Consider the following 12,403-nt stretch of genomic DNA (forward strand, 5'->3'; position numbering starts at 1 on the left):
TTTGGAGATAGGGAAGGAGTATAATGAAAGTATAAGGACAGTTTGGAGGTATGACCATGAAAAAGCTACTACTAGTCCTAGGTGCTACTAGTATGCTAGTCTTATCTGCCTGCCACAGAGCGACAGAGGATGGCGTAACTAGTCCGTCAATACCAAGGGAACAACAAACAAAGGAAACAACCAACTATTTTCACTATTTAGCAGATTCCTATCAAAAAGCTCTTTCGCACGAAAAAGAATCCAAGGATACAACTGTTCAATCACCGATGGCTGCCACACTTGCAGCCATGGAAGAACTCCAGTTATCTAATCCGACTGATCAAGCCTTGATTATGAAGAACTACTCAGATTTTCAGAAGCTAATCCAATACAACACCGAAAAGTGGGAAGAAGAGTTTGCAAGTTGGGCTTCTTCTATGGGGCAGCCCTATCATAGACTAGAGCATAGAAACTTTGATGAAAAGAATGATCTCATCAAAAAATTAGAAGCAACAACTGTCTCTCAGAAAAGTGTCAAATGGAATGTTTTTGGAGTATCGAGTGACAATGCCTATGATTACTTGGTTTTGGATGCCTACTATGACAATCAGGACAAACATTTCTACCTATTTACGCTGAAGGATGAGCAAGCACAGGTCTTGCATACCGATAAGACACTGGAAACTATCCCTACTGCAAATTTTGAAGAGACTGAGAATACAGATTTAGCGCAACGTTTTAAGGAATTTCTATTAAAAACAAGTGTAACTACAGAGAGCGAGCCAGATACAGATAATAGTTCTTTAATAGACAAGATAAAAACAGCCATGGAATCCTATTCGGATAGTAAAGGTGAAAGATTTAAGTCAACTAACTTAGCAACATATGGTCACTACTATGGACTAGCAGTGCCAGACCAGATAATGTAATTTGGACAAGTAGATGGGGTGAATTATACTTTTAAATGGTATGGGTATATTGCAGGTTCAGGTTCTGGGCGGTTTGAAATCCTAGCTTGCTATGTGAATGAAGCAGAGACAGAGGTGATTCTCTTTGGCTACAAGGATGGTAACCCTGCTCTTTTACACACCGAAGGAAGACCAGAGATTGATAAAAATGAATCAGGGGCTATCATAAATGCCCATGTTCATTTTGTCGAGTTTCGTCACCCAATATTAGAACAAGTTTTCAATTAGTAAAGAGGAAATACATTTATCGTATGCAGAGTGTTTCTCGTGAAACCTATTTCTTATAAAAAACTTCTCCACATAAAATAATTTGTGGAGTTTTTTCTATAATTAGTAGTTTAACCTAGCCTTCAAATAGGAGTATACTAATAATGTAATCGTTATCAAACCTAAAAATTCGATGAAATCAGTTTTTAGGAATAAAAAGGGAGGAAAGTATGAAAAAGTTTTCAAAGACCTTGAGAGATAACTGGATCTTTCTCTTGATGGTTTTACCAGGGGCACTCTGGTTGATTCTATTCTTTTACATTCCAGTATTTGGGAATGTGGTTGCTTTTAAAGACTACCATATGACCAGTAATGGTTTCATAGATAGTATTGTGAATAGTAAATGGGTCGGGTTAGATAATTTCAGATTCTTGTTTAGTTCAAAAGATGCCTTTATCATCACTCGAAATACCGTTCTTTACAATCTCGGCTTTATCTTTATCGGTTTGATTGTATCAGTAGGGATTGCCATCATCCTCAGCGAGCTTCGCTCTAAGAGAATGGTTAAGATTTTCCAAACGTCTATGTTGTTCCCTTATTTCCTGTCATGGGTTATCATCAGTTTCTTTACAGATGCCTTCCTAAACATTGACAAAGGGGTCTTCAACCATTTCCTAACCTCCATTGGCATGAAGGAAGTCAACTTCTACGCTGACTTAGGCATTTGGCCATACCTTCTCCTTTTCCTAGGTATTTGGAAAGGCTTTGGATATAGCAGTGTCATGTACTATGCGACAATCATGGGAATTGACCCAACCTACTATGAAGCAGCAACAGTGGACGGGGCTAGTAAATGGCAACGCATTCGCAACGTAACCATTCCTCAGTTGACTCCACTTGTAACAGTTTTGACCATCCTTGCAGTCGGAAATATCTTCCGCGCAGACTTCGGTCTCTTCTATCAAATCCCACACAATGCTGGTCAGCTTTACAATGTAACCAATGTTTTAGACGTATATGTCTTTAATGGTTTGACTCAGACAGCAGATATCGGTATGGCTTCAGCAGCCGGTCTTTACCAATCCGTAGTCGGTTTGATTCTGGTTATCCTATCAAACTTGCTTGCAAGACGAGTCGATCCAAACTCCGCTTTGTTCTAGAAAGGAGGAGAATATGGCAGAAAAGAAAATTAAAAAAGAAAAAATCGATAATGTCGGCATTCACTCCTTCAGTAAGAAAGCAGATATCTTCTTTAGTATCATCTCTGGTTTGATCGCTCTTTCTTGTATCCTGCCCTTTATCTTCGTTATCATCATTTCGGTGACAGATGAAAAGAGCATCCTCCAGTATGGATATAGCTTTTTCCCTTCGAAGTTTGGTGTAGATGGATTCCAGTTTCTAGCTCAGTTTAAAGATAAGATCCTCCAAGCGCTCTTTATCTCAGTTTTTGTAACCGTAGTCGGAACAGTGACCAACGTCTTCATTACAACCACTTATGCCTACGCCATCTCACGTACAACCTTTAAGTACCGCAGATTCTTTACGATTTTCGCTCTTCTTAGTATGTTGTTCAATGCTGGTTTGGTACCAGGCTATATCGTGGTCACTCGCCTGCTTCAACTGGGTGATACCGTTTGGGCCTTGATTGTTCCAATGCTCCTCTCACCATTCAACATCATCTTGATGCGTTCCTTCTTCAAGAAGACCATTCCAGAAGCCATTCTCGAATCTGCTCGTATCGATGGTGCCAGTGAAGCTCGGATCTTCTTCCAGATTTGTTTGCCATTGTCACTTCCAGGTATCGCAACTATTACGCTTTTGACAGCTCTTGGTTTCTGGAACGACTGGTTCAATGCCCTTCTTTACATCAAGAGTGATAACTTGTATCCATTGCAATATTTGCTTATGCAAATCCAGCAAAATATGGACTACATCGCAAAAGCAGTCGGCCTATCTGGTCAACTGGGAGTCGCTCTACCGAAAGAAACAGGTCGTATGGCCATGGTTGTGGTTGCAACCCTTCCAATCGCGATTCTCTATCCATTCTTCCAACGCTACTTTGTTAAAGGTTTGACAATCGGTGGTGTGAAAGAATAGCACATACTGAGAAACACCGTTTCTCCCTTCCCAACTTCATCTTAGTGACTGAAGTTACAAATCATTAAATCGTTTATAAGTTTAAAAATAAAAAAAGGAGTTTTTGTCATGAAAAACTGGAAAAAATATGCTTTTGCATCTGCTAGCGTAGTCGCTTTGGCTGCAAGCCTTGCTGCTTGTGGAAACCTTACAGGTAACAACAAAAAAGCTACTGATACTACTTCAGGTGAAAAACCTGTAATCAAAATGTACCAAATCGGTGACAAACCAGACAACTTGGATGAATTGCTAGAAAATGCAAACAAAATCATCGAAGAAAAAGTCGGTGCTAAATTGGATATCCAATACCTTGGATGGGGTGACTATGATAAGAAAATGTCTGTTATCACATCATCTGGTGAAAACTATGATATCGCATTTGCGTCTAACTATGTCGTAAATGCTCAAAAAGGTGCTTATGCTGACTTGACTGATTTGTACAAGAAAGAAGGAGCAGAGCTTTACAAAGCACTTGACCCAGCTTACATCAAAGGGAACACTGTAAACGGTAAGATCTATGCAGTACCAGTTGCAGCTAACGTTGCATCATCTCAAAACTTTGCCTTTAACGGCGCTCTTCTTGAGAAATATGGTATCGATATTTCAGGTGTCACTTCATACGAAACACTTGAACCAGTCTTGAAACAAATCAAAGAAAAAGCTCCAGACGTAGTACCATTTGCGGTTACGAAGAACTTTATTCCATCTGATAACTTTGACTACCCAGTTCCAAACGGACTTCCATTTGTTATCGACCTTGAAGGAGATACTACTAAGATCGTAAACCGTTACGAAGTGCCTCGTTTCAAAGAACACTTGAAGACTCTTCACAAATTCTATGAAGCAGGATACATTCCAAAAGACGTAGCAACAAGCGACACTTCATTTGACCTTCAACAAGATACTTGGTTCGTTCGTGAAGAAACAGTAGGACCAGCTGACTACGGTAACAGCTTGCTCTCACGTGTTGCAAACAAAGATATCCAAATCAAACCATTTACTAACCTCATCAAGAAAAACCAAACAACACAAGTTGCTAACTTTGTCATCTCAAACAACTCTAAGAACAAAGAAAAATCAATGGAAGTGTTGAACCTCTTGAACACGAACGCAGAACTCTTGAACGGTCTTGTTTATGGTCCAGAAGGTAAGAACTGGGAAAAAATTGAAGGTAAAGAAAATCGTATTCGTGTCCTTGATGGATACAAAGGAAACACTCACATGGGTGGATGGAACACTGGTAACAACTGGATCCTTTACATCAACGAAAACGTTACAGACCAACAAATCGAAGATTCTAAGAAACAATTGGCAGAAGCTAAAGAATCTCCAGCACTTGGATTCATCTTTAACACTGACAGTGTGAAATCTGAAATCTCAGCAATTTCGAACACAATGCAACAATTCGATACAGCTATCAACACTGGTACTGTAGACCCAGATAAAGCAATCCCAGAATTGATGGAAAAATTGAAATCTGAAGGTGCCTACGAAAAAGTATTGAACGAAATGCAAAAACAATACGATGAATTCTTGAAAAACAAAAAATCATAAGATTGATTGATTTCGTGTATTCATTCCTAATTCCTAAAAATGTGATCACTGCCTTCCTTAGTTCTCTAAGGGAGGTAGTGATTTTTAGGATGTAAAAATGAAAACAGTGGTTCTGAGGGTTTATGCGATGTGATACACATACATCTATAGGGGATTTATTATGAAAAAATATCGTCTTCTTTTCAAAATGAGTGCTGTCTTCTCTTACCTATTTTTCGTATTTGGCCTTTCTCAGCTGACGCTTATTGTCCAAAACTATTGGCAATTTTCTTCTCAGGTAGGAAATATCTTCTGGATTCAAAATATCTTGAGTTTGCTATTTATCGGAGTCATGATTTGGATTCTGGTTAAGACAGGCCATGGTTATCTCTTTCGCATTCCAAGAAAAAAATGGCTTTGGTATTCGATTTTGACAGTATTAGTGGTAGTGCTCCAGATCTCTTTTAACGTTCAGACAGCTAAACATGTCCAGTCAACTGCTGAAGGTTGGGCTGTACTGATTGGTTTTAGTGGGACTAACTTTGCAGAGCTAAGTATCTATATAGCCCTGTTCTTTCTGGTTCCACTGATGGAAGAATTGATCTATAGGGGTTTGTTGCAACATGCTTTCTTTAAACATTCGCGATTTGGCCTTGATTTGCTTCTTCCTTCCATTTTGTTTGCTCTTCCTCATTTTTCAAGTCTGCCTAGTCTGTTAGATATTTTCGTTTTTACAACATCTGGAATCATCTTTGCTGGTTTGACCCGCTATACCAAGAGCATTTATCCATCCTATGCGGTGCATGTGATCAATAATATTGTAGCGACATTACCATTTTTGCTGACTTTTTTACATAGGGTGTTTGGGTAAAATATTAGCATGAGAGTTAGGAATTATAGTGTTTCAATTTATAAGCGAATTTCAGGAGGGAAATGAGTATGACACCATTAAAATGGTTTGCTGGAGGAAGTGAAAGACGTTGTGAAGCGATGACCATCATTGATTATCTATTGGAAGATATAAAGGCTGCGCCTCAACTTGCTCCCCTGAAAAATCAGTTAGTGATTTATAAAAAACGATTAGAGGATGATGGGACTTCTACTCCATTTATTCTAAGCCAAATGAACGTTGATATCTCACGTGTATTAATTGACAACAAGCTGGGTTTGTCAGAAAGTCAAGCCGAGCAGATCAAAAAATTGAGAGAATTATCTGTTATTCGGTATGGTTACTGATGAAGTGCAGGGATAGGTCTCTCTATATAATTTCCGGTCAAATAAATTGCATTCGTTTTCTCAAGTGGGTATACTAGAATAGTTGAATGAAAAATTCTGAAAATTTAAGAATAGAAAAGAGAACAAATCTTATGGCAAAAGATATTCGTGTCTTACTTTACTACCTTTATACTCCAATTGAAAACGCAGAGCAATTTGCGGCAGATCACTTGGCTTTCTGTAAATCAATCGGTCTCAAAGGCCGTATCCTAGTCGCTGACGAGGGAATTAACGGAACCGTTTCAGGTGACTACGAAACAACTCAAAAATACATGGACTACGTTCACAGCCTCCCAGGAATGGAAGACCTCTGGTTCAAGATTGATGAAGAAAGTGAACAGGCCTTCAAGAAGATGTTTGTTCGCTACAAGAAAGAAATTGTCCACCTTGGTTTGGAAGACAACGATTTTGACAATGACATCAACCCACTTGAAACAACGGGTGCTTACTTGTCTCCGAAAGAGTTCAAAGAAGCCCTTCTTGACGAAGATACAGTGGTTCTTGACACACGTAACGATTATGAGTACGATCTAGGACACTTCCGTGGGGCTATCCGTCCAGACATCCGCAACTTCCGTGAGTTGCCACAATGGGTTCGTGACAACAAGGAAAAATTCATGGACAAGCGTGTCGTGGTTTACTGTACAGGTGGCGTTCGCTGTGAGAAATTCTCAGGTTGGATGGTTCGTGAAGGCTACAAAGATGTCGGCCAATTGCACGGAGGAATCGCAACTTATGGTAAAGACCCAGAAGTTCAAGGTGAGCTTTGGGATGGGAAAATGTACGTCTTTGACGAGCGTATCGCAGTCGATGTCAACCATGTTAACCCAACCATCGTAGGGAAAGACTGGTTTGATGGAACACCATGTGAACGCTATGTCAACTGTGGAAATCCCTTCTGTAACCGTCGTATCCTAACATCAGAAGAAAATGAAGACAAGTACCTTCGTGGATGCTCACACGAGTGCCGTGTTCACCCACGCAACCGCTATGTTTCAGAAAATGAATTGACACAAGCAGAAGTAATCGAGCGCCTAGCAGCTATCGGTGAAAGCTTGGATCAAGTCGCTACAGTATAAAGCAAACAGCTCCTCAGGGGCTGTTTTTCTATGCTTTTTATCTAAAAATCTAAAATTTGTTTCTGTATCTTTCAAGAAAATAGGTTATACTATGTGTAAACGATTTCAAAGGAGGCCGATTATGGCGAAAACATTTTTTATCCCAAATAAAGAAAGCATTCTAGGACAACAGGAGGTCTTGACTGCCAAGTCTATCTTGGCCTTGGTGGAGGGCTTGGAGTCGCATAGTTATGATGCAGTCTATCTCCGTCAGCCCCTCAATGGTCTCGAATACATGGAGTGTGGGATTGTAGGTCAATCGCAATTTCTTTTCAAAGTCAACTATGCGGATAGTCGAAAAGGTTATCAAGTGGTGATTCCAGACTTCCTTACCAGAGCAGACTGGGAGATTGTAGAAGCTCTCCTCCAAGCCCTATCAAACAAGTTGGGGCAAGTGGTAGAAGGGCTAGAAGACTTTGACTTTGAAACTTATTTCCGAGAAACGGTCAAGCAATATTTAGCGGATAAGGCAGTTCGTTTAGTATATTGCCAAGGACTCTTGTCCCCTATCTATCTCAACAAGGAATACCTCGAGAGCTTTTTGGATGAGGATGGATTGGCACGTTTTGAAGAGTTGGTCAAGAAGGTTCAAGGATCTGATGCCTACCTTGCCAATGTGAAATTTTACCCAGATGCCCAAGGTAAGGTGCACGGTATCTACCACCTAGCCCAGGGAGTCAAGACAATTTTGCCAAAGAAACCCTTTGTACCAGCTCCTTATACCGAGCAGCTGGCAGGAAAGGAGCTTTTTTGGGAGATTGACCTAGTGAAGATTTCTGGTGATGGCTCAAAAGCAGAAGACTATGAAGTCATTGCTCGCTTGGATTATGTAAAATTCCTAGAGTCACTACCAGAAGCATTTTACCAGCAATTAGATGCCAATCAATTAGAAGTTCAACCCATCCTTGGACAAGATTTTGAAGGATTGGCAACCATCGAGTAGACATTGTTCAAAAAAGAGTAAGAATAAAAATCCCTGTCATTAATAAATGGCAGGGATTTTGGTTAAAAGAATGTCATGATGCGAAGGTAGTCTACTGTCAGCGCGAGCTCTGCAATGAAGAAGGGTAAGAGAATAGCACCATCAAGTAAGACAGCTAGCAGGAAACGATAAAATAGGTCGAGGCTGCTGGTCTTACTTGGCTTGCTAATCACAAAGAGATTGCCGAGGGCAAAGATGGTCATACTTAGAAGAGTGAGGATGCCAGCAAATCGTAAGCCACCAAAGAGTGCAAAGAAACTTGCTAGAGCTGTTAGGACAAGTGGGATAGCAAAGAGTCTGCTATACCGATCAAAGGCTTCTTGGAATGTGAAGTCACTCTCCTGATCCAGCACACGTCGGACAGTAAAGCCTCCCAAAATGATGGAAAAGTAAAATAGAGCGCTAGCGACCAGAATCGAAAGCCCAGCAAAGAGATCTAAAGGAGGAAGCTGGTTGGGAGAACCATTAGCAATAGAAATCATATAGCCATAGTAGAGGTGCTTGATATGATAGATACTAAAGAAAAGATTAATAGAAGACAGCAAGGTGAGTAGGGCAAAGACACTGTAACGATGCTTTTGGTCCGTAGTCTTGCTGGTAGTTGGTTCTTGGATAGCATCCAGCAGCCAAGACCAAAATAGTGCGATTTCTTCTTTGAATCGGGCAGTTTTACGAGGGTCAATATCTGGGATATAGGGGCTTTCTAAAGCCTTGCTGAGGATACTTTTCTCTTTTGCAGGGTTTTCTTGCTTGTGCTCCTCTTCCTCCTTCCCTTCTCCCTCTTCCTCGGTTTGGGCTTCTTCTATCGTTTCGGGAGTTTCCTCCTCATGCCTTTCCGACTCTTTAGGTGAGATAGGAGTTTCTTGGCTTACTTGTGGTTCAGTCTCCACAGTTTCCGAAGTCTCTGGTTGGTCGTGCTGGATTTCCGATTTCGTCTGAGCTGATTTCTTCTCAAGATCGGCGCTTTCAAACCATTCTTGTGTCATGGTGGAACCTCCTTTTTTATGGTCGTTTTCTATCTTTAGACTAGCAGATGAAAGCGTTTTTGTCAATGATTTCTAGGTGGAGCAGAGTACTCTTCTTCCTTGGGGAGGTAGATATCCTGATTGGCTTTTATAATGAGCATATCCTTAACATCTGCTTTGTCTGTCTTGTAGGGGTTGGCAAGTTCATTCTCTTTTTGTCTAGGGTGTTCTCTTTGTGCATTACGATAAATACCGCCATGCTGAGAAGAAATGTCTAGATTGATACGATCGAATTCTGCCTTAGAAAGAAAGAGTCTTAAGTCGTTATGAGAGTCTAGCTCAACCTTACCACGGACCTTGATATTTTCAGCATAGATGTGTTCCTCTTCGGTCTTGACCTGGCTATCTGTCAATTCGGTATCAAAGATATTGATAATACGAGGTGTCGTTAGTGTACTGTTTTTGATAGAGCTTTCTGTTATCCTTAAAAGATAGCCTTTTGTTTTAATTGTCGCATTTTCAAGGTTGGCTTGCCGGATAGTGGTCTGTCCACGATTGGCTGAGACGGTGATAGCTTGCAGCTTTCTTCCTTTAGGGAGGGAGAGAATGACTTCGTCAAAGCGGTGAGAATAACTGCTGGCAATACGAAGTAGGCCTTTAATTCCTGAACCTAGAAAGCGATGTTGGGAGGTTTGTTTGTCAGTGACGCTCAGTGTTTTGTCACTCATGCCAGTAGTCAGATCGTGACGACCAGACACGGAAGGATGATAGGTGATGTGGATCTTGTCATCTACAGATTCTGTGATGGTCAGGCTGTGTTCCTCAAGGGCTAAATCAAGTTTTTCCACTTCATTTCCAAAGGTCACTTCTTCGATACGATTGTCATAGACGGGGTCTTTTGACATAGCAAGTAAACTTTGAATACCATTGGACTGGGCACCTACAATAATCATGATAAAACCAAGGATCGTGGAAACCACACCAAAGATGAGAAATCCTTTTGTCAATTTACGCATGTCTGTCACCTCTCTTTCCTTTTTTAAGAAGCCATTGCACCAAGCGGACGACCAGGAGGCCAAAGAAACGAGCTACATAGGAGATTCCCAGTAGAACAAGAGAAGAAGCGCCGATAGAAAGCAAACCAGCCCCAAAAATCAAGATAAAGGCAGATTTGGCTTCGACTAGGACACTAAAGCTCTCTACGATAAAGAGTCCACCTAGCAGGATACCCGTTACAGAGACGGTAAAGAAGGCTAAAATGACGGAGACAGCTGCGATAAAAATACCGATGATGGCCATGAGGATGCCGATCCCGACCGGAATTCCGATAGGAGCTACTAGCAGGGCCAAGAGGGCAATGTGTAGCAGTTGGCGGTCATTCTTTTGAGCAGGTGCCTCATTGACCTTTTTATCGAGAAGATTAGTGAGAATATCATGGGCAGCTTCTTTTGGTGTTTCTAGACTGGCAATGAGTTCCTCTTCGCCCTCTGGACCTGCATCGTCAAATAGTTCCTTAAAGTAGTCCATGGCTTCGATGCGGTCAGCTTCAGGTAGTTTATGGAGATAGGTTTCTAACTGAGTCAGATAGTCAGTTCTTGTCATGGCGGATACTCCCTTCTATGATGCCGTTGACGGTGTCGGTATAGAGCGTCCACTCTTCCTTTAGAGTAACGAGCTGCTCTACGCCCCGATTGGTCAAGGAGTAGTATTTGCGCATACGCCCCTGAAACTCTCTAGAGTAGGTGGTTAGAAAGCCACTGGCTTCCAATTTTTTGAGAATGGGATAGAGCGTGGATTCTTTGATATTGGCGATGAGTTTAATGGTTTGGCTAATCTCATAACCATAAGAATCCCCCTGCTCCAGTACAGCCAAGATGAGAAACTCAATCAAGGCAGAGGATGTTGGGAAGTACATGGGAAACCTCCTTTATATTATATAAAAATTTTATATATACTCTTTTCAAATATATTGTATCTCAAGTTGAAAGCCCTGTCAAGAAATATGTGTAAAAATTTTATATATAAAAAAACTCCTAGTATAAACTAGAAGTTTAAAGGATGTTGTCAGCCCGATCCACCATAAAGAGTGAGACGGTCATGATGATATCGATGACTAGAAGGGCAAGGACAGCTGGGATCCAAGATTGGAAAAGTTCAAAACTATAACCAAACAAGGCAGGTCCAAAAGCTGCTAAGATGTAGCCTCCTGTTTGCGCTAGTCCTGATAGCTGAGCTGTCTTTTCCGGAGAACTGGTTTTAAGAGAAAAGCAAACCATGAGGTAGGGGAAGAGGGCGCTGCAGGCCGTTCCAATCAAGAGGTGGACGACTAACCAGTAGAGGAAACTGCTACTTGGATACAAGAGCATGGCAATTCCTGTCATCCCAGCGATAGAGATAATTGTTAGCATGATTCGACGGTGGCCGTCTGACAGATGAGTTGTCAGACTTGGAACAGTCATTGAAAAAGGAATGCTGATCAGCGAGAAGATAGAAGCTAGGAGAGCCGCATCCTTATTAGAAAGACCAGCACTAATGGCAATCGTTGGCAACCAGGTCATACTTGTATAAAAGAGCAAGGACTGAAGCCCGCCAAAGATAATGATGGCCCAGACATCTTTACTTTTTAGAATGTTTTCTTTGACTTGCTTTTCTTTTTGGGCTTCTAGGTAGTGGTTGTGGCGATGATTTGGCAACCAGATTAGCAGAGTAACCAGACAGAGAAAGCTGAGAACGAGGATCAGTCCCTTCCAAGAACTAGCTTGGGTGATAGGGACCGAAAGATAAGAAGCGATGGCAGTTGAAACCCCCATGGCGGTGACATAGAGCGTTGTTAGGAGACTGATCTTTTGAGGCTGATTTGCCTGGATCATACTTGGGAGGAGTACATTGAAAATGGCGATGCTCGCTCCGATGATCAGAGTTCCTAGATAGAGAAGGGGAAGATTGAAAATACGAATGACAGAGCCAACAGTTAAGAGGAGGAGACAGTAAGTAAAGAGATGTTCCAACCCGATTTTTTGTGCCAAGCGGCTCGCAAAAGCAGAGAAAAGAGCAAACATCAAGAGAGGGAGACTGGTTAAAATTCCAAGAGAACTAACCTCAACTCCTAGTCCCTGAGCGATATCTCCTAAAATGGTTGGAAGAGCAGTGAAAGGAGAGCGTAAAACGGTCCCGATTAAGACAATTCCTAGAACAAAAAAGAGTGATTGTTTTTTCATAAAAACCTCGATAGGATGATTT

At 41.3% G+C, this 12,403-nt stretch carries 14 protein-coding genes; 9 read left to right on the forward strand and 5 right to left on the reverse strand.

All coding sequences use genetic code 11. The annotated features are described in order from the left end of the window. Nucleotides 1–56 precede the first annotated feature (56 nt). From D8847_RS03180 to D8847_RS03215, 9 genes are all read left to right on the forward strand, one after another. A complete protein-coding gene (locus D8847_RS03180) occupies nucleotides 57–908 on the forward strand; it encodes a DUF4767 domain-containing protein (protein ID WP_260467759.1) in 852 nt (283 codons plus the stop codon). Nucleotides 909–926: 18 nt separating this feature from the next. Continuing rightward, complete coding sequence (locus D8847_RS10760; RefSeq protein WP_260467760.1) at nucleotides 927–1,175, forward strand: hypothetical protein; 249 nt, start codon at nucleotides 927–929, stop codon at nucleotides 1,173–1,175. Nucleotides 1,176–1,384: 209 nt separating this feature from the next. Then, a complete protein-coding gene (locus D8847_RS03185; protein WP_000714584.1) occupies nucleotides 1,385–2,314 on the forward strand; it encodes an ABC transporter permease in 930 nt (309 codons plus the stop codon). A 13-nt stretch (nucleotides 2,315–2,327) separates the two neighbouring features. Next, nucleotides 2,328–3,251, forward strand: coding sequence for a carbohydrate ABC transporter permease (locus D8847_RS03190; RefSeq protein ID WP_000818344.1), 924 nt, complete (start codon nucleotides 2,328–2,330; stop codon nucleotides 3,249–3,251). Between the two features lie 108 nt (nucleotides 3,252–3,359). After that, nucleotides 3,360–4,844, forward strand: a complete 1,485-nt coding sequence (locus D8847_RS03195) for an ABC transporter substrate-binding protein (RefSeq protein WP_125840582.1) — start codon at nucleotides 3,360–3,362, stop codon at nucleotides 4,842–4,844. 160 nt (nucleotides 4,845–5,004) lie between these two features. Further along, entirely contained in the window at nucleotides 5,005–5,694 is a 690-nt protein-coding gene (locus D8847_RS03200) for a CPBP family intramembrane glutamic endopeptidase (RefSeq protein ID WP_125840583.1), read from the forward strand. A gap of 68 nt (nucleotides 5,695–5,762) precedes the next feature. After that, nucleotides 5,763–6,059, forward strand: a complete 297-nt coding sequence (locus tag D8847_RS03205; RefSeq protein ID WP_185757910.1) for a bacteriocin immunity protein — start codon at nucleotides 5,763–5,765, stop codon at nucleotides 6,057–6,059. 131 nt (nucleotides 6,060–6,190) lie between these two features. Further along, nucleotides 6,191–7,177, forward strand: coding sequence for a rhodanese-related sulfurtransferase (locus D8847_RS03210; protein WP_001030023.1), 987 nt, complete (start codon nucleotides 6,191–6,193; stop codon nucleotides 7,175–7,177). Between the two features lie 121 nt (nucleotides 7,178–7,298). Further along, a complete protein-coding gene (locus tag D8847_RS03215; RefSeq protein WP_125840585.1) occupies nucleotides 7,299–8,159 on the forward strand; it encodes a DUF4299 family protein in 861 nt (286 codons plus the stop codon). A 62-nt stretch (nucleotides 8,160–8,221) separates the two neighbouring features. On the opposite strand, the gene D8847_RS03220 is transcribed toward D8847_RS03215, so the two are convergent. From D8847_RS03220 to D8847_RS03240, 5 genes are all read right to left on the reverse strand, one after another. After that, a complete protein-coding gene (locus D8847_RS03220) occupies nucleotides 8,222–9,184 on the reverse strand; it encodes a DUF6574 domain-containing protein (protein ID WP_125840586.1) in 963 nt (320 codons plus the stop codon). A 62-nt stretch (nucleotides 9,185–9,246) separates the two neighbouring features. Continuing rightward, nucleotides 9,247–10,179, reverse strand: coding sequence for a DUF4097 family beta strand repeat-containing protein (locus D8847_RS03225; protein WP_125840587.1), 933 nt, complete (start codon nucleotides 10,177–10,179; stop codon nucleotides 9,247–9,249). Next, nucleotides 10,172–10,765 carry a DUF1700 domain-containing protein gene (locus D8847_RS03230; protein ID WP_125840588.1) on the reverse strand — a complete coding sequence of 198 codons (594 nt, stop codon included), beginning with the start codon at nucleotides 10,763–10,765 and terminating at the stop codon, nucleotides 10,172–10,174. Before D8847_RS03230 ends, D8847_RS03225 begins: the two co-directional genes overlap by 8 nt. Next, complete coding sequence (locus D8847_RS03235) at nucleotides 10,752–11,078, reverse strand: PadR family transcriptional regulator (protein WP_000273860.1); 327 nt, start codon at nucleotides 11,076–11,078, stop codon at nucleotides 10,752–10,754. The genes D8847_RS03230 and D8847_RS03235 overlap by 14 nt, the downstream gene beginning before the upstream one ends. A gap of 136 nt (nucleotides 11,079–11,214) precedes the next feature. Next, complete coding sequence (locus D8847_RS03240; protein ID WP_125840589.1) at nucleotides 11,215–12,381, reverse strand: CynX/NimT family MFS transporter; 1,167 nt, start codon at nucleotides 12,379–12,381, stop codon at nucleotides 11,215–11,217. Between the last annotated feature and the right edge of the window lie 22 nt (nucleotides 12,382–12,403).

The sequence above is a fragment of the Streptococcus mitis genome, assembly GCF_003942795.1.
Lineage (GTDB): Bacteria > Bacillota > Bacilli > Lactobacillales > Streptococcaceae > Streptococcus > Streptococcus mitis_BJ.